Below are 17,325 nucleotides of genomic sequence, written 5' to 3' on the forward strand. Positions count from 1 at the left end.
ACATTACGGGCTGAATAACGACACATAATACCTGAAATTGGTGTAATTGATGGTGCCAGCGCGCAGGCGCCCAATTCTAGAACGACTAACTCTGAGAGGCCAGCATGGATCAGCGTCGCGACCAACTCGCGCACTGGGCAGCGGATATTATTCGCCAGCAGTATCAACACAATGTCCCACCACAGCTGGACACGGTATCGGGTGATGCCAGTTTTCGCCGCTATTTTCGCTTAAATTTTTGTCAAGACGAGCAGCATCTCAGCTGGATTGCTGTGGATGCTCCGGCTGATAAAGAAGATAACCCGCGATTTGTGCGAATCGCCCGCCACTGGCATCAACACAATATTGCGGTTCCTGAGGTGATTGCCCACGACTTCGATCAGGGTTTTATGCTGCTGCAAGACTTTGGCGATGCCATGTTATGGCCGGCTCTGCATCAGCAGGGCAGCAGTACAGAACAGATTCAGCAGTTGTATCGCCAGGCGATTGATCAGTTGATTGCCATTCAGCAACTGCCAACGGCCGATCTGCCAGCTTATGATGCTGCTCTGCTTGATCAGGAAATGGCGCTGTTCAGTGATTGGTTATGTGCAAAAGAGCTGAAACTGGAGCTCAGTAATTCAGAACAAGCCATGCTACAGCAGGTGTTTGATCAGCTGCGCGAGCAGGCATTGCAGCAACCTGCGGTTGTGGTTCATCGCGATTTTCATTCACGTAACCTGATGCTAAAAACCGACGGCTCTCTGGGGGTGATCGATTTTCAGGACGCGGTGGTGGGGGCCGCCAGTTATGATCTGGTCTCTCTTTTGCGTGATTGTTATGTGCGTTGGGATGAGCCGCTGATTACACCGTTAGTGGAGTATTACTGGCAACAAGCCCGTAGTGCCGGTATCTATCAGCAATCGCTGGATGCGTTCACCCAGGATTTTGATTGGATGGGGATGCAGCGACATTTAAAAGCGGCGGGCATTTTTGCTCGATTACATCTGCGTGATGGTAAAGACGGTTACCTGGCGGATATCCCCAATACTTGCCGCTACCTGACTGAAATCAGTGCTCGTTATCCACAATTCTCCGATTTTCACCAATGGCTTCAGCAACGTTTTATGCTGGCTTTACAACGATTTGTTGATGGGCGTGCGGCATGAAAGCCATGATTCTTGCCGCAGGTCGTGGCACCCGGATGGCACCGTTGACGGACAATTGTCCAAAGCCACTGATCCCGCTGGCGGGCAAGCCGCTGATTGAACACCACATCGAAAAGCTGGTGGCGGCAGGGGTTCGCGACATTGTTATTAACCATGCCTACCTTGGTTTTATGATTGAAGACGCTCTCGGAGATGGTTCCCGATGGAGTTGCAGTATCCGTTATTCTGCAGAAGACCAGGCACTGGAAACTGCTGGTGGCATTATCAAAGCGCTGCCGTTGCTGGCGACTGAGTCGAATGAACCTTTCCTGCTGATTAACGGCGATGTCTGGTTGGATTGGGATTATGGCAATGCATTTGCCATCGCAGAAAACTTCGATCAGCAACAGGAGGGGTTTCTCTGGTTAGTGAAAAATCCGGATCACAATCCAGCGGGTGATTTTGCTTTAACCGATAACGGCCAGGTGTTGTCGCAGATAAACGATGCAGGCTGGACGTTCTCCGGTGTCAGTCTGTTATCACCAAGGCTGTTTACCGACTTACCTGAGGGAGTCAGGCCGCTGGCGCCAGTACTGCGCCAGGCGATGGAGCGGGGTACAATTCATGGGCAGGTTTTGCCGTGTGATTGGGTTGATGTGGGAACTCCCGAGCGATTAGCCAGTCTGGAACAGACGTTGTTGCGGAAGATACCCGGATGAATTTCTTTATTGGTAAATTAGTTGGCGGAGCGTTTGGCTTGTTAACCGGTGGGCCTTTCGGTTTATTGATTGGTGCCTTTACCGGACATTTATTCGATCAGAGCATCGGTCGGTTTTTAGTCGGGGATGACGGCTCTTCACTGGCAAGCAGTCAAACCTCGGTGCAGCAGGTGTTCTTCCGCAGTACTTTCCGGGTAATGGGGAAGCTGGCAAAAGCGGATGGTCGAGTCACTGAATCTGAGATTGCGGCGGCAACTCACATTATGGATCAGATGGGGTTGAGCGGAACGCAACGACAAGCGGCAATCGATTATTTTACCGAAGGTAAAAAAGCCGGGTTCGATTTATCGCCGGATCTGGTGTCGCTGAAGCGTGTTATCAGCCAGCGTGCCAGTCTGGCGCAAATGTTTCTCGAAATTCAGCTCAGTGTTGCTTATGCCGACGGTGAATTGGCCCTTGAAGAACGACGCTTATTTAATCAGCTGTGTAAGCAACTGGGCATCAGTGCCTTTCAGTTTGAATGGATCCATGGACGGGTAAAAGCGGCCATTGCCGGACAGTCGGCGCGCCAGGGGGATAACCTGCGTCAGCAGTTAGCGAATGCCTACGCCGTATTAGGCGTTAAAGCGGATACTTCCGATGAAGAGCTGAAGAAAACGTACCGTAAACTGATGAGCCAGCATCATCCGGATAAATTGCTGGCGAAAGGCTTGCCTGAAGAAATGATGAAGCTCGCGAAGGAAAAAACGCAGGAAATTCAAACCGCCTACGATCTGATTAAAAAGAGCCGCAGCTGATCGCGTTTTTACTTCGATTGATCAGTAATCAACTCTGCGGCGCAGATTTTTAGTCTGACCACGCTTTACCTTGCTGTCTACCCGGCGTTTTTGCGAACCCCGGGTCGGCTTTGTTGCAATTCGCTTCTTCTCAACCCGGCTCACACTGCGAATCAGTTGCTGCAACCGAAATAAGGCGTCGTCGCGGTTAAGCTCCTGAGTGCGAAATTGCTGAGCTTTAATAATCAGCACACCCTCTTTGGTCAGGCGCTGATCTTTTAATGCCAGCAATTTTTCTTTGTAAAAGTCAGGCAGGCTTGAGCGATGAATATCAAAGCGCAGATGTATCGCAGAAGAGACTTTATTAACGTTCTGTCCGCCGGCACCCTGCGCCCGGATCGCATTTAATTCTATTTGATACAGTGGAATGACGACGCTGCGACTGATGACCAAAGCGTCGTTTTCAAGTTGTGGCTGACTCACGATTAACCCGGATTAAGAGTGGCTCAGGATAAAACCGGAATAGTAGCCATATGGAAGGCAATTGCCCAGAAGTGACAAAACACACCACCCATTACGAACAAGTGCCAGATTTCATGAAAACCGAACCAGCGCGGCCATGGATTCGGCCATTTTAAGGCGTATACGATGGCACCCAGTGTGTAGCTGATTCCGCCATACAGAATCCACCACTGAGCATCGACAGGAATGGTCTCCATCGCCGGCCCTGCTGCAAATACGACCATCCAGCCCATTGCCAGGTAAATCAGTGTGGATAACCATCGTGGTGCGCTGATCCACACCAGTTTTAATACGATACCGGCGACAGCCAATGCCCAGACGACTGAGAACAGAATCCAGCCAGTATCACCATTTAATGGCACCAGACAAATAGGCGTATAACTTCCGGCAATCATCAGGAAAATCGCCATATGGTCGATGCGTTTTAACCAGCGGATGGCTTCTTCACTGGCATGCATCAGATGATACAAGGCACTGCTGGCGAACATCAGAAACATGGTTGCACCAAAAATCACAAATGACACCATATGCCAGACATTGCCGTAGAGTGCCGCCTGAACGGACAAAATGCACAGCGCTACAATGGCAAAAATTGCGCCTGCTAAATGGGTCAGGCCACTGACCGGATCACGAAAGACGGTATGCATAAGCTGTTGATTATCGGATGGTGGAAAAGCGCTACCATACGTATTTTTCTTTAACATAAGTAGGGGGCTTATTGTGCCAAGTGAGCAACCCGGGCCAGATGAGAAAAGCCAGCAAGTCCCGCAATGGTCGGTGTATCTGGTGAGAATGGCGTCGGGAAATCTTTATTGTGGGATCAGTACAGACGTCGAACGTCGTTTCAGAGAACATTGCAGCAGTGCAAAGGGAGCCCGGGCTTTACGTGGGAAGGGGCCATTGTCACTGGTGTTTTGTGAGGTGGTTGGCAATCGCAGCGACGCTTCAAAGGCGGAATATCAGATCAAGCAGTTGACCAAGCGAGAGAAGGAAAAGTTAGTCACAGGTAAGCGGTCATTACCGGACTTTTCTGGTTAATTGGCCTATCGGTTAAAGGTACTTTGCCATAATGGAATGAATGTCGATTCTGGCTAATCCCTGGTTAAAAATTTCAGCCAGCTTTTGCCCTTGAGGGGTTTTCTTGAAACAAATATACAGTTTCTTGTTGGCCAATAGCCGAGTGTTGAAGTTTGCTCGGGCTGCTTTATTGCGCAATGAGCGATCTGTCTTAAACAGATAGTCCATCACGTTGCGATCGATTACTGCTAAATCCAGCCGACCGTTGATCACTTTCAACAGATTGCTTTTATCGTTGATCACAGCTTCTGTTGTCAGTTGGCCGCTTTCAGCCATGGCATCAAACTCTTTGGTGTTCACATAATCCTGAACGATACCGATGCGATAATCTTTCAGGTCATTTAATGTTGACCAGTTAACCGGTTTTTGGCTTTGCTCAACAAACCCCAGAGGGCCGCTGCCAATCTCGTCGGAATAAATAAATTGTTGTGCTATGTCTTCGGCATAATATTCCGGAAAGTACCCGGCGTAGGCGGTGCTATTGTTGCGAGCCAGCGATACTGTGCGGCTCCATGGGAAGAAATCGACTTCCAGTTGATATCCCATTGCTGCAAATGCGGCTTTGGCGACCGCAACGGAAGCGCCCTGATGATCAAGTTGTTTGCCCGAATAAGGGGGCCACTCCAGCGAAGTTAAGCGGACGACGTTGTCGCTTAAGCAAACAGTGCTCCATAACAGCAATATCATCGCAAGAGCCTGGCGCATGAGTTCTCCAGAGGTTAGTTTGAATCGGCTTTGTATAACAATAGCTCAGTATAACAGTATCTGATTGGCTGTTTTTGCCGGTTACTGGTGGTGCAAGCGTATAAATGATGCCGTCTACAGGGAATCTCAATGGTACATCGGTCTTAGATTGTGGCGGAATGTTTATCAATTGCACTTAATTTGGCTTGATTGTGATGGCTGATGAAATAACGGTTGGCCAATCTGAGACAGCCCTACGCTTTTTTACAGGACTGTCATAATGCCCCATTACACTTTATGTTCCTGTTCAGTAGAATGTCCCGCACGATTCGATACGGATAATAATTTTCACCATGTTTAAGGCCATTTGGGCAGCCCGTTGGTATGTGTTACTGGGCTTATTTGTTTTCACGATTGCGCTTGCTGTAACCACACCTCTGCATTTCATCTGGCGTTTTGCTGAGCCTCAGGCTGCTAATTTACCCGTTAATATCAAACAGATTTCCGGCACTGTCTGGGATGGACAGGTGCGCGTACAAGACCCGCAGCTGGGATTGCTTGATGTTCACTGGCAACTAAGCCCATGGAAACTATTAACGGCTAATGCTGATTTGAATCTGGATGTCAGTGGCAATGGTGTCCAGCTCAATGGTCAGGTCATGATGGGAACCGACCGTCAGTTACATGTGATGAACACAACGGGCTTTTTATCGTCTAAACATCTGCAGCCGTTGTTACGTCAGGGGCGTGCATCGTTACAAGGTGATTTTGAGGTCACCGGTTTAACCGCGCAGCTGGATATTGAATCACGTCAGATTAATCAACTCGATGGCCAGCTGATATTTTCCGGTGGTGATGTTGGTTTTCCGGTGGATGGCAAACCGGTTCAGGCGGAACTGCCACTGTTGGTCGGTTTGTTGAAACGCGAATCTGACAAGTCGGTATTAAATATTGAAACTCAGGAAGGCCTGCCTATTGGTCAGGCGTTTATCCAGAACGATGGTTGGGGAGGTGTCGCTATCCGTCGTCGCTTCCTGGATATTCTCGGACAAAAATGGCCGGCAGAGGCCACCGAGGAAACAGTAATTTTTGAAGTGTCCCGGAAGATTCTATAACCTTGGGCGCTTTCTGAAGGAGTGAAGTTTGGTTGTGAGCGCGGAAATAAATGCGCCAGCCAGTGTGCCGCTTGCATCGTGGCAAAAGCTGGTCTTAGTGCTGGGAAAATTGCTGTTTACGATATTGCTGGCCGTTCAGGCTGCGGCACTGGTGTGGATGATTGTTGCTCCTGAACCACTGTCGCTTATGGCACCCACGCAAGGCAGTGGCGGAGCGCAGGTTTCCGGCATTCGTGGCACGGCGGATTATCATTTATTTGGTGTTGCCACTGAAGAGCCTGTGAAGGCCCAGACTCAGGTGGTGGATGCGCCTGTTACCCGCTTGCGTCTACGTTTACTGGGCATCAATAAATCGTCGGATGCCGAGCAGTCTAGCGCCATTATTGCACCACAAAGCGGTCGAGGAGACTTTTACCGCATTGGTGACACGATTCAGGGGCGTACCAAGTTGGCCGGTGTTCAGCATGACAAAGTGGTTCTGGATACCAACGGCAAGCTTGAAACGCTGAAGTTCGAAGAAACAAAAAAATCCGGTATCAACGCACGCTCTGTTGCTGCCCCGAAACCCGCCAGCCGTCGATCAGGTTCATTACGTGAGCGTTTTGGCAAAGTTCGTTCTGCATCGGATTTTATGGAGTTAGCATCGGCTGAAATGGCCAGCGATCCTGAAGGTGCCATTCGTGAGTTGGGGCTTCGGTCAGCCGGAGCCGGTCAGGGGTATAAGGTGCAACCGGGCTCTATGCTCACTGCTTTACAGCTGGTGCCGGGTGATATCGTATTGTCAGTTAATGGCCAGCGACTGGGTGATCTGGACGCGGACAGATCTGTGTTGGAACAGCTTTCCAGCTCTGGTAATGCACGAATTGAAGTGCAGCGTGGTAATAATCGTTTCGTGGTTAATCACAAACTTAATTAAAGGAAATGGGTGTGTTTAAGCGTTTTTTAGTCGCTTCATTATTGTTGCTGAGCTTTCTCAATCCGGTACAGGCTCAGGAAAACTGGCAAATTAATCTGAAGGACGCTGATATCGGTGCCTTTATCAGCCAGGTTGCCGACATCACGGGTAAGAGTTTTGTGATTGACCCACGGGTTAAAGGCAAAGTGAACGTACTGAGCAGCGAACCGGTCGATCAGGCTGGGGTTTATGAGCTGTTTTTGTCGGTGTTACAGGTACATGGTTATGCCGCTGTACCAGCCGGTGAAGTGGTATTAGTTGTTCAGCAGAATGAAATTAAGCAGCAGGGACGCGACATCGAAGCGCAGATTGCTGATGAAAGCCAGGAAATGCTGACCAAGGTTATTGGTATCAAAAACACCCCGGCACTGGACCTGGTTCCTATCTTGCGTCCGCTGGTGGCTAAATACGGTCACCTGGCAGGTGTGAAATCCGCTAATGCTTTAATCATTTCTGATCATGCTTCTAACATTCGTCGTATCGAACAGATTATTGAACGTCTGGATAAACAGGGTGTTGAAGAACTTGAAGTGATTCAGTTGAAAGAGGCCTGGGTGGGTAATGTGGTTACCATGTTGCAGAACCTGGACCCTTCAAAAGTGGCCAAAGGAAATAGCAATGCGGGCCGCACCTCAGGCAGTATCCGTGTGGTGGCTGATGAGCGTAGTAATCGTCTGATTATTAAAGGTGAAAAAAGCGCGCGCGCCCGCGTACGTAAACTGATTGAAGAGCTGGATCAGCCTTCATATTTCAGTGGCAGCGCCCAGGTGATGCGTCTGCAATACGCCGATGCCAAGAAACTGGCAGAGCTGCTGAAGGGCTTATTATCTGAAGCGCCGGCTGGCGGCAAAGATGCTAACCAGGCAAAAGGTAAGGCGGGTATTCACGCTGATGAAGAGTTAAACGCTCTGGTTGTGCGCGCCGAGCCTTCGTTAATGAAAGAAATTAAAGAGCTGGTGTCGTCACTCGATGTGCGTCGTGCTCAGGTGTTAATTGAGTCTGCAATTGTTGAAGTAACTGGTAACGTGAATGACGCTTTGGGTGTCCAGTGGGCTGTTGGCGATTTAGACAACCCTGTTGGCGGCACCAACTTCAGCAATGCTGGTCCGTCGCTATCGACCATTGCGGGTTCGGTTGCCAGTGGTAATCCGGCCGCTGCGTTGGGTGCTGGCTTAACGTTAGGTGCGTATCAGGAAAAAGACGGTGAGGCTTCTTTTGGTGCCGTTATTCAGGCGCTGCAAAGTGATACCAACACGAACCTGCTGTCGACACCAAGCATCATGACGCTGGATAACCAGGAAGCTGAGATTATTGTCGGTCAGAACGTTCCTTTCCGTACCGGATCGACCGCATCGAATAATAACTCCAATCCGTTTACCACGATCACTCGTGAAGACATTGGTATTACGTTAAAGGTTAAGCCACACATTCACGATGGCGAAGCCATTCGTTTAGAGGTTGAAGCAACCGCGGAATCTGTGTCTCAAACCAGTGTGAACGGCAGTGCCGATCTGATTACCAATAAGCGTTCGATCAAAACTATGATTTTGTCGGAAAACGAAGAGACTATCGTATTGGGTGGCTTAATTCGTGACGACGTTCGTGAAGTGGAAAGCAAAGTTCCTCTGCTCGGTGATATCCCTCTATTGGGTTGGTTGTTCCGCTCCAGCTCTACCGAGCAGGTAAAAAGTAACCTGATGGTTTTCCTGCGTCCTACGATTGTGGTTGAAGCGAGCAAAGCGAAGCAGTTAACAACAGATAAGCTCAACGGTATCTGGGAGTTCACCATTTCTGATGACGTCGGTGTTGATGATGTTAACTCACGAATGGAGAAACTGTTCAAAGGTTTACCGGCCGCCCGGTAAGCGAGTTTAGTGTTCTCCCTGACGTAAAAAGCCGGTTAATACCGGCTTTTTCTTTTTTTGCTGATCAGTTATCCGGCTGAGCCAGCGCTAATGGATTTAGTCCGGCACTTCTCATCAATTGCAAAAGTGCAATCAGCGGTAAGCCAATCAGGCTGTTCTCATCACGACCTTCAAGCTTCTCAAATAAGTTGATGCCAAGGCCTTCGACCATAAAGCTTCCTGCGCACTTGAGTGGCATTTCCAGCTCGATATAACGCTTAATTTCTTCGTCATCTAATTCGCGGAAATGTACTGAGAAGGGTTCAGTAACACTCTGATGCTCTCCGGTTTTGGCATTTAATAAGCAGATCCCCGTATAAAAGTGAACCGCTTTACCGCTGCTCAACTTCAGCTGTTGTTGTGCTTTCTCGACTGTATGAGGTTTACCACAGATTTTGCCGTCGACAACGCTGCATTGATCGCTGCCAATAATCCAGTGATCATTAAATTGCTCGGCCAATGCCTGAGCTTTTTCGACAGCCAGGCGCTCGACGTATTGCTGCGGTTTTTCTCTTGGGAGTGGTGTTTCATCAATGTCTGGCGAGGCGCATTCAAACGGGATACGAAGTTTGTTCAGAACCTGGCGACGGAAAGGAGAGCTTGATGCCAGTAGCAGTTTAAAGTCAGACATGAGTTACTTATCAGCAAAATATTAAGGGCAATAAAAAAGGAGCCGCAGCTCCTTTTTTATTCTGGATCAGAATTAAGCGAAGTTAGCGTTCGCGAATTCCCAGTTTACCAGGGCCCAGAAACCGTTCAGGTAGTCTGGACGAACATTGCGATAATCAATGTAATAAGCGTGTTCCCACAGGTCAACAGTGATCAGTGGAGTAACACCTTCTTCAGTGATCGGTGTTGCTGCGTTAGACGTATTAACAATATCCAGAGAACCGTCAGCTTTTTTAACCAACCAGGTCCAGCTTGAACCGAAGTTGTTCACAGCCATTTCGTTGAACTTGGCTTTGAATTCTTCGAAAGAACCAAACGCTGCATTGATAGCGTCAGCAACAGCACCAGTTGGTTCGCCGCCACCGTTAGGGCTCAGGCTGTTCCAGTAGAAAGTGTGGTTCCAGATTTGCGCAGCGTTGTTGAAGATACCGCCAGAAGAAGTTTTTACGATTTCTTCCAGAGTCTTACCTTCAAACTCAGTACCACCGATCAGACCATTCAGTTTTACCACATAAGTGTTATGGTGTTTGCCGTGGTGGAAATCCAGAGTCTCTGAAGAGATGTGTGGTTCCAGAGCATTTTTTTCGTACGGCAGAGCCGGTAATTCGAATGCCATTGTGAGTCTCCATTATCTTTGCTAAGTCGGTTGCAAACCCAATTCGGGGGAATACGGGTCCACTATATATGGGGAGAGTATGAAGCGAATTCAACTCTCTTTTTTAGTAGTCGAGCAATGATAGCACCGGACTATAGGGCTTGCTACGCATGAAAATTGTATGGTTTTAGCCTTCTTCGCTGATTGGTCGCACATTTTGCTAATTCTGAGACTTGTGTATGTTTAACCGCTTGTCTCTCTAGGTTACTATTCGTAGCAAAATTACACAGACCAGCAGTAAGCTGGCGGCTACCACGAGTTGTGAACCATGGAAAAGCAAAAAGAACCTATCGTTCCTGATATGAAACCATCCGCCGAAGATATTGAGCTGCGTAAGCGTCAGATGGCTGCTCGCCGTCAGGCTGCACAGCGTGCTGCGGTTGCGAAAACTGCGGTTGCACCAGCACAACCGGCGAAACAAACCGTTGCGATTATTGCTCTGGTAGTAGCGATTGTTATGGGAGCAGCTGCAGCGTTTCTCTTTATGCAGCTACAGATTGTGCAAAAGCAATTAAACCAGGCGCAGGTGGTTATTACCGATCAGGGTAAGAACTTACAGAAGCTGAATGACCAGCTGTCCGCGACCGGTGAAAATGCCAACCTGTCGGTTGATGCGTTAAAAATATTGGTCAAAGAAAACAATAAAGAGATCCGTAAGCTTTGGGACGTTGCTAATAAACGTAACAAGGCAAATATCGCCAGTAACGACAAAGCGATTAAGTCGGTAAAATCCTCTCTTGCTGCTGTATCTAAAAAGCAGGTAGCTGCGGATAAAGCGAACAAGTCTGCTATCACAGCGGCGAAAACAGAGCTGACTCAGGCATTAAACTCTAAAACTTCCGCTTTATCTTCGCGTATTAAGAAAGTGGAAGCTTCAGGTGAAGATCTGGCGACAGCACAGCTGAGTATCAGTCAAAACAGCGAAACTATTCAGGCGCTGGATGCTAAGGTCGCAAAACTGAAGCTTGGTGGAGATTTGGGTGACATGCGAATGGAGATTGAAGATATTCAGATCCGTCTTGACCGTATCCAGAACGCTCTGGGTGGTACCGCTCAATAATGGTATCGGGAGCGCAATTGTTGCAATCGTTGGCGGACCTGCCTGGTTGTAATATTTCCACTGCTAATAAACAGCAGCTGACTGAGATTATGTCTCAGCAGCTGCGCTCTTTGCCTCTCGCAGAAGCCGCTCTGGCTTGCGGTCACTTAAGTGACACTCTTTCAACTGCGTTTTTCTTTGGTTATCAGTGCGCGGTTCGCCGCCTAGATCCTGTATTAGAGAACGATCAATTCGCGGCTTTTGCAGCTTCTGAGAAAGGTATTCGTTCGTCCAGAGACTTTGAAACTTCCGTCAGTCAGAGAGGGGAGGGTCAAATTGTTTGTGGCACTAAGTCACATGTTATGTTGCTGGAGCGTGGGCTATTAGACTCCGTTTATGTGCTTGCTAATAATCAAGATTCTCAGCTGGTGTGCCTTAAGGTTTTGACGTCGGACGAGGGCTTTACTCCTCAGAACTCCACAAAACAACAAGCATTTCTAAAGGATGTTCCGCACACTCCAGTTGTATTTGATCACTGTACCTGTGAGCCTGATTACTACCTCGCTGATGCACATCAGAGAGCATTTAAGCCGTTCAGGTATTGGGAAGACGTGATGGTCAGTTTGAGCTATGCAGGTTGGCTAATCAGGACGTTGTCGGACTCTCATTTAAAATCGATGCTAGCGAACTCAGCTTCGGCGTTGATTGAGTCTTACCATGAATCCCCTGACTATTTCAGTCAGAGTTCGCTGTCATTAATTGATAAGCTGGGGACAGAAATGAAACTGGCTTCGAAAGAGTTACCTTCATCCTTTCGCCAGGAGTGGCAGCAAGATAGCGCACTACTGATGTTAGGCGCAGTCGCTCGAGAGAAAGTGAAAGCTAGGCTTTAAGGGCGAGCTGTTGCGCTTACGGACACATCTGCGCGAATATTGTTAACCGAACCTGTAAATTCCTGGCCAGAATAATTGATGCTTTGAATATAAGTAGTGGTTCCACTCTGAATAACCTTTTGAGCTCTATTGTCCTTGCTGGACTGTTGTTCCACACTCAATTTTTCTGAGCTAATTGTTTGTCCGAGATTGGCTTGGCGAACTGGTTCTTCGACTTCATTAATTCGGTTGTCACCACTTGCTGTTGCACCAACTGCTCCTTCGATAACTTGTTCATCCATTTCTGAATTGAGTAGGCGTGGGATGTCGATACTCTGTGAAGTCGTACGGTTATATCGCTTATGCCGACTGTAGTTGTAATGGTGAGTGCGGTGCTTGGCTTCTTCGATCGCTGTAAAAATATCATCAGAATAATATTCGTCATGCTGTGGCGAAACAGCGAACGCTTTAGAACTCAGGATCGCGATTGCGATAAACAGTGTGATCTTTTTCATACTGCACCTCGTTATTATTCTTAACTGACAATATCAGGGGCGAGCTTCGGCACTAATGCTAACGCTTGAGCGGATGTCAGTTGCTGTTCCAGAAAAGCCTTGCCCTGAATAAGTGGTGACAGGAATGTACACTTCTGCTTCTGACAAATCTACCTTCTGAACCGGTGTTTCAGCTGACTGAACTGGCCTGGCCTCTTCGAGACTTTCGTTATCGATGGTATGTCCCAGGTCAACCTGAATAACCGATTCATCAATTTCAGCAACTCTTTCGTCGCCAGCCGCCGTTGCGCCAACGGCTCCCTCAATCATCTCGTTATCCATCTCGGTGTTCAGCATTTTCGGGAGGCGGAAGCTTTTCGAGGTTGAGCGGTTGTACCAGGTCGAGCCAACATAACGCTTGTCGATTGGGTTGCGCTTGGCATGAGCGACGGCATCATCGATTTCGGTAGAATAGTATGCTTCGTTGCCCGGTTGAGAATACAATAACGGACTCACTACAGCAGTTGTTCCAAGCGCTGTCACAAGTAGCAGCTTTTTCCCTTTGCCATTCATAAATGACCCTATCGCTTTTTGTTATTTTTTGTAATTATGTCATGATAGCAACGCGTACTTTTTATGTACAATGCATCGGCTCGTTTTAACCCATTTGGTACGCCTTTACCAGACTGCGGTCGGTCTAATTGTGCCAGATTGATGTATTGTTGAGTGTTTTCGGGATTTTGCCTTAGGCAGGACCATAATAATGATAAAAAAATTGTCAGTTAGTTGGTGCATACTTGCACTCTTAGCCCTCAGCGGCTGTACCATTCACCAATCTATCGGTGATAACTTCGGTTCTTATGTCGCAGCTCCGGATGGCCAGGATTTCAAGCCCGTTGGCTACCGCTGGGATTATGAACATACGGCTTTACTCTATGTTTACCGTCCCGCTACAGAGTGGTCGATGGATGAACTTGAAACGCCAAGTTTCAATGTAAACGGGGAGCGTTTGTTCAATATTAAAGGTGGTGGGTATACCTGGTATGAGATGGAGCCAGGCTCATACGATATTGTGGTTCGACGCGGTATTTTTGGTCTGGAAGGCGTTGAGTGGTTTGAGATCAAGCGAATTGCAGAAATCGCATTCGAAGCCAAAGCCGGAAAAGTATATTACTTACGTTACTCCGAAATTGATCCGCCGGTTATCGACCCTGATTTAGAAGAAATTCCTTTGGGAGATGGTCCGCTGCAATTGGTTGCTCCAAGCCGGGCATTGGCGGAATTGCGTGACGTACAGATGATTCACCGCGGCCGTGGACTGTTAGCTGCCCTCGAGGTGAAACCAAACGAAGATCTGCAAAATGTGTTTGATGCGTCACTGGAAGATGAAGAGCAAGCACCGGTCAGTAATGAAGCTTCTCCAGCTTCGGGAGCGAGCGGAATTAAGGCACGCCCTCGTACTAAAGAAGAAGAGTGGTGGCCGTTTTAGGTCAGACCTCAATGGGTTACAATACGGATAGCATTCAAACGCCCACTTTTTAGTGGGCGTTTTTACAACCGTAAGAGCCTGAGATTGCGGTTAGCTTCATCAGGCCAAAACAAGAGAGAGCCCTTCCATGACGACTGTGATCAAGCAGGAAGACCTGATCCAAAGCGTGGCTGACGCGCTGCAGTACATTTCTTATTACCATCCAAAAGATTTTATCGACGCTGTTCACGAGGCGTATCAGAAAGAAGAATCTAAAGCTGCTAAAGACGCAATGGCTCAGATTCTGATCAACTCCCGTATGTGCGCCATGGGCAAACGTCCAATTTGTCAGGATACCGGTATCGTAACCGTATTCCTGACCATTGGTATGGATGTGAAGTTTGAAGGTGATATGAGTGTTGAAGATATGGCGAACGAAGGTGTTCGTCGTGCTTACACTCATCCTGATAACGTGCTGCGTGCCTCTGTTCTGGCTGATCCGGATGGCAAACGTGCTAACACCAAAGACAACACGCCAGCTGTTATTCACATGAAACTTGTTCCGGGTAACACCGTTGATGTTCATGTAGCGGCGAAAGGTGGTGGTTCTGAAGCGAAAACCAAGTTCGCCATGCTGAACCCATCTGACTCCATCGTTGACTGGGTTCTGGAGCAGGTGCCTAAGATGGGTGCTGGCTGGTGTCCTCCAGGTATGCTGGGTATAGGTATTGGTGGTACTGCAGAGAAGGCTATGATGGTGGCTAAAGAATCTCTGCTGGATCCGATTGATATCCATGAGCTGCAAGCACGTGGTGCTTCTAACCGTGCTGAAGAGCTACGTTTAGAGCTGTTCGAAAAAGTGAATAAGCTGGGCATTGGCGCTCAGGGGCTGGGTGGTCTGACAACCGTTCTCGATGTAAAAGTTGCTGATTTCCCAACTCACGCTGCGAATAAGCCGGTAGCGATTATTCCTAACTGTGCTGCAACCCGCCACACACACTTCACTTTAGATGGTACTGGCCCGGCTAAGCTGGAAGCGCCAAGCCTGGAAGACTGGCCGGAAATCAGCTGGGAAGTGGGTGAAAACGTACGCCGTGTAAACCTGAATGAGGTCACTCCGGAAGACGTTAAAGAATGGCAGCCGGGTGAGACTGTGCTCTTGTCAGGTAAGATGCTGACTGGCCGTGATGCGGCTCACAAGCGTATGGTTGATATGATCGCCAAAGGTGAAGAGTTGCCGGTTGATCTGAAAGGACGCTTTATCTATTACGTGGGCCCGGTTGATCCGGTTCGCGAAGAAGTTGTTGGCCCGGCTGGCCCAACCACTGCAACCCGTATGGATAAGTTTACTCGCACCGTACTGGAAGAAACCGGTCTGCTGGGTATGATTGGTAAAGCCGAGCGTGGTCCGATTGCAATTGAAGCGATTAAGGATAACGAAGCGGTCTACCTGATGGCCGTTGGTGGTGCTGCTTACCTGGTATCACAGGCGATTAAAGAAGCTAAGGTTGTTGGTTTCGAAGATCTGGGTATGGAAGCTATCTACGAGTTCGATCTGGTTGATATGCCAGTAACGGTTGCAGTAGATAGCAAAGGTGAATCAGTTCACCAGACCGGCCCACAAGAGTGGTTCCAGCGCATTAATGCCACTGAGGTGTAAGCGCTAAAGAGGTAAAAGTGTGACTGAGAATTAATTCTGCGTCGCGCAAAAATTGAGGCTCCTTCGGGAGCCTTTTTTGTTTCTCGGTATTATTTCTGAATACCAATCTGGTCAACCAGCATCGCTTTACCTTCGCAAGACAGAAGCCTGAAGCTGAGTCTGCCTTTTTGTTCAAACGCCATCAGCGCCAGCTCAAAATTTCTTGCCGCAACATCGGCGTTGTTACTGTACGAACGATATCGGCCTGACGGCTCTTTGTCGCACTTATGAAGTTTTTCTGACGAAAAAAAGTCGAAGCCAGCACCTTCCTCATCATCAAGTTGATACACCGCGATGATTGTCTGGTTGTTAATGCGATCCGCTGCCATCGTTGTGCAAGTATTCAGTAAAAAAAACAGGTAAATCAGGTTTTTCACACCGTAATTCCAGAGTATTTCCGATTGTTCTTATTATCGGCCGTTCCTTTCATTTCTGAAATATGAACTATGCTTTCTCTATCTCTCAGGAATTTTCGGACCAAGGAATCTGAATGACTTCCCTAAAATTCATTGCCGTGATGTTAGTCGGCATATGGAGCGCCTTTGCGCACGCAGAAGACCAACTACCCAAATTAAATGAGCAACCGTCGTCTCTTTATACCGGTTTTAGTCAGCTATTGGATGACGATAAAACACTGGTGCTTGAAGAGCTGATCGATCTGGATGCCAATATTAAACGGGTTGCCATGTACCACAATGGTGATCGTTTACACCGAAAAATACCAAAGCAAGTGCATCTGATGATCGAAAATAAACTGATGCACCGGGTGTTGGACAGTGAGCGTTTCGAACTGATCCAGTGCATCGAGTGCCGAATGACTCAGGTGCAACTACGAGGTGAACAGCTGGAAATCGCTCATGCGGCGGAATCTAACCAGCAGCTTCGCCGTTTGGGGAAAAAAGTTCGTGCCGATGCTTTTTTGTTCTGGAACGCTTCGGTTCATGATGAAAAATTCACCATTAACCTGCGTATGGTTGATGCTCGTGACAACGGTTTATTGTGGTTAAAGGAATACTCCAAAAAGACAACTCGAGAGCAGGAAGAAGAAGGTTTTGACCTGGTGACCTACGAACTGACGATTGGCAGTTGGGGAGTGACCGGTGAGCGTGATGTTATTGCCGGTGGCAGTGAAAAAGTGGATGGCGTCACTGTGTTTGGTTTACGCCGTCGCGAAGCAACCAGCATCGATGAAAAGCTCGAGTACACTTTAGCAATTGAGCACTTCCGAAATTTTTCTGAAAGCGACAACTTCGATGTGTCCGGAGTCAATCTTGAAGGCCGGATAATCGCTGATCTGCCTAGTCTGGATAACATCATTGATACCCGGGTCTATCTCGGACTTGGTCAGTCATTTTTTAATGATGCCAATAGCCTCGTTTTTCGCCTTGGTTTTGAATTCCCGTTTTTCAGTGATGGCTTTATTGATTTTGGCATGGTTTCAATGCCGACTCGCGATGTGAAATGGAAAAAAGAATCAACCTTGGAAGAGAGCGGAAAATTTGGTGGAACCGGTTATGACCTGACATTAGGGCTGAGATTTTAAGGCGTTA

The 17,325-nt window shown here is 48.2% G+C and carries 20 protein-coding genes; 12 read left to right on the forward strand and 8 right to left on the reverse strand.

All coding sequences use genetic code 11. The features are described 5' to 3' along the window. Window positions 1–104 precede the first annotated feature (104 nt). The 3 genes from ACOQOZ_RS18990 to djlA are packed head-to-tail and all read left to right on the forward strand — an operon-like array spanning window position 105 to window position 2,643. On the forward strand, window positions 105–1,148 hold the full coding sequence (locus ACOQOZ_RS18990; protein WP_420589722.1) for an aminoglycoside phosphotransferase family protein: 1,044 nt from the start codon (window positions 105–107) through the stop codon (window positions 1,146–1,148). Further along, complete coding sequence (gene murU / locus ACOQOZ_RS18995) at window positions 1,145–1,846, forward strand: N-acetylmuramate alpha-1-phosphate uridylyltransferase MurU (protein ID WP_420589723.1); 702 nt, start codon at window positions 1,145–1,147, stop codon at window positions 1,844–1,846. Before ACOQOZ_RS18990 ends, murU begins: the two co-directional genes overlap by 4 nt. After that, entirely contained in the window at window positions 1,843–2,643 is an 801-nt protein-coding gene (gene djlA, locus ACOQOZ_RS19000; protein WP_420589724.1) for a co-chaperone DjlA, read from the forward strand. Before murU ends, djlA begins: the two co-directional genes overlap by 4 nt. Before the next feature lie 21 nt (window positions 2,644–2,664). On the opposite strand, the gene arfB is transcribed toward djlA, so the two are convergent. Then, entirely contained in the window at window positions 2,665–3,075 is a 411-nt protein-coding gene (gene arfB, locus ACOQOZ_RS19005; protein ID WP_420592434.1) for an alternative ribosome rescue aminoacyl-tRNA hydrolase ArfB, read from the reverse strand. Window positions 3,076–3,128: 53 nt separating this feature from the next. Then, window positions 3,129–3,848 (reverse strand): PAQR family membrane homeostasis protein TrhA, encoded by a 720-nt coding sequence (gene trhA / locus ACOQOZ_RS19010; RefSeq protein WP_420589725.1) that lies wholly within the window; start codon window positions 3,846–3,848, stop codon window positions 3,129–3,131. A gap of 16 nt (window positions 3,849–3,864) precedes the next feature. Here trhA and ACOQOZ_RS19015 point away from each other — a divergent pair, with 16 nt between their 5' ends. Further along, window positions 3,865–4,182: a GIY-YIG nuclease family protein gene (locus ACOQOZ_RS19015; RefSeq protein WP_420589726.1), complete on the forward strand. Its 318-nt coding sequence runs from the start codon at window positions 3,865–3,867 to the stop codon at window positions 4,180–4,182. 12 nt (window positions 4,183–4,194) lie between these two features. Here ACOQOZ_RS19015 and ACOQOZ_RS19020 read toward each other — a convergent pair whose 3' ends face one another. Continuing rightward, window positions 4,195–4,926, reverse strand: coding sequence for a substrate-binding periplasmic protein (locus ACOQOZ_RS19020; protein ID WP_420589727.1), 732 nt, complete (start codon window positions 4,924–4,926; stop codon window positions 4,195–4,197). A gap of 332 nt (window positions 4,927–5,258) precedes the next feature. Here ACOQOZ_RS19020 and gspN point away from each other — a divergent pair, with 332 nt between their 5' ends. The 3 genes from gspN to gspD are packed head-to-tail and all read left to right on the forward strand — an operon-like array spanning window position 5,259 to window position 8,840. Continuing rightward, complete coding sequence (gspN, locus tag ACOQOZ_RS19025) at window positions 5,259–6,020, forward strand: type II secretion system protein N (protein ID WP_420589728.1); 762 nt, start codon at window positions 5,259–5,261, stop codon at window positions 6,018–6,020. A gap of 34 nt (window positions 6,021–6,054) precedes the next feature. Next, window positions 6,055–6,936 carry a type II secretion system protein N gene (locus ACOQOZ_RS19030; protein WP_420589729.1) on the forward strand — a complete coding sequence of 294 codons (882 nt, stop codon included), beginning with the start codon at window positions 6,055–6,057 and terminating at the stop codon, window positions 6,934–6,936. Between the two features lie 11 nt (window positions 6,937–6,947). Then, on the forward strand, window positions 6,948–8,840 hold the full coding sequence (gene gspD, locus ACOQOZ_RS19035) for a type II secretion system secretin GspD (RefSeq protein WP_420589730.1): 1,893 nt from the start codon (window positions 6,948–6,950) through the stop codon (window positions 8,838–8,840). 64 nt (window positions 8,841–8,904) lie between these two features. Here gspD and ACOQOZ_RS19040 read toward each other — a convergent pair whose 3' ends face one another. Then, entirely contained in the window at window positions 8,905–9,510 is a 606-nt protein-coding gene (locus ACOQOZ_RS19040) for a Maf family protein (RefSeq protein WP_420589731.1), read from the reverse strand. A gap of 72 nt (window positions 9,511–9,582) precedes the next feature. Further along, on the reverse strand, window positions 9,583–10,164 hold the full coding sequence (locus tag ACOQOZ_RS19045; RefSeq protein WP_420589732.1) for a Fe-Mn family superoxide dismutase: 582 nt from the start codon (window positions 10,162–10,164) through the stop codon (window positions 9,583–9,585). A gap of 307 nt (window positions 10,165–10,471) precedes the next feature. On the opposite strand from ACOQOZ_RS19045, the gene ACOQOZ_RS19050 reads away from it, so the two are divergent. Together ACOQOZ_RS19050 and ACOQOZ_RS19055 are read left to right on the forward strand one after the other, a co-directional pair. Further along, window positions 10,472–11,263, forward strand: a complete 792-nt coding sequence (locus tag ACOQOZ_RS19050; RefSeq protein WP_420589733.1) for a hypothetical protein — start codon at window positions 10,472–10,474, stop codon at window positions 11,261–11,263. Window positions 11,264–11,352: 89 nt separating this feature from the next. Continuing rightward, the gene (locus ACOQOZ_RS19055; RefSeq protein WP_420589734.1) at window positions 11,353–12,135 is read left to right on the forward strand and encodes a hypothetical protein; all 783 of its coding nucleotides are present in this window, start codon (window positions 11,353–11,355) and stop codon (window positions 12,133–12,135) included. Here the strand turns inward: ACOQOZ_RS19055 and ACOQOZ_RS19060 are convergent. Together ACOQOZ_RS19060 and ACOQOZ_RS19065 are read right to left on the reverse strand one after the other, a co-directional pair. Next, complete coding sequence (locus tag ACOQOZ_RS19060) at window positions 12,132–12,629, reverse strand: hypothetical protein (protein ID WP_420589735.1); 498 nt, start codon at window positions 12,627–12,629, stop codon at window positions 12,132–12,134. The two genes, ACOQOZ_RS19055 and ACOQOZ_RS19060, sit on opposite strands and share 4 nt — an antisense overlap. A gap of 33 nt (window positions 12,630–12,662) precedes the next feature. Continuing rightward, window positions 12,663–13,181: a hypothetical protein gene (locus tag ACOQOZ_RS19065; protein ID WP_420589736.1), complete on the reverse strand. Its 519-nt coding sequence runs from the start codon at window positions 13,179–13,181 to the stop codon at window positions 12,663–12,665. A gap of 190 nt (window positions 13,182–13,371) precedes the next feature. On the opposite strand from ACOQOZ_RS19065, the gene ACOQOZ_RS19070 reads away from it, so the two are divergent. Together ACOQOZ_RS19070 and ACOQOZ_RS19075 are read left to right on the forward strand one after the other, a co-directional pair. Further along, entirely contained in the window at window positions 13,372–14,097 is a 726-nt protein-coding gene (locus ACOQOZ_RS19070) for a DUF2846 domain-containing protein (protein ID WP_420589737.1), read from the forward strand. 127 nt (window positions 14,098–14,224) lie between these two features. Continuing rightward, window positions 14,225–15,736, forward strand: coding sequence for a fumarate hydratase (locus ACOQOZ_RS19075; protein ID WP_420589738.1), 1,512 nt, complete (start codon window positions 14,225–14,227; stop codon window positions 15,734–15,736). An 89-nt stretch (window positions 15,737–15,825) separates the two neighbouring features. Here ACOQOZ_RS19075 and ACOQOZ_RS19080 read toward each other — a convergent pair whose 3' ends face one another. Continuing rightward, window positions 15,826–16,152, reverse strand: a complete 327-nt coding sequence (locus ACOQOZ_RS19080; RefSeq protein ID WP_420589739.1) for a hypothetical protein — start codon at window positions 16,150–16,152, stop codon at window positions 15,826–15,828. Window positions 16,153–16,265: 113 nt separating this feature from the next. On the opposite strand from ACOQOZ_RS19080, the gene ACOQOZ_RS19085 reads away from it, so the two are divergent. Continuing rightward, window positions 16,266–17,318, forward strand: coding sequence for a hypothetical protein (locus tag ACOQOZ_RS19085; RefSeq protein ID WP_420589740.1), 1,053 nt, complete (start codon window positions 16,266–16,268; stop codon window positions 17,316–17,318). Window positions 17,319–17,325 lie beyond the last annotated feature (7 nt).

This window comes from Bacterioplanoides sp., from assembly GCF_965219715.1.
GTDB lineage: Bacteria > Pseudomonadota > Gammaproteobacteria > Pseudomonadales > Oceanobacteraceae > Bacterioplanoides.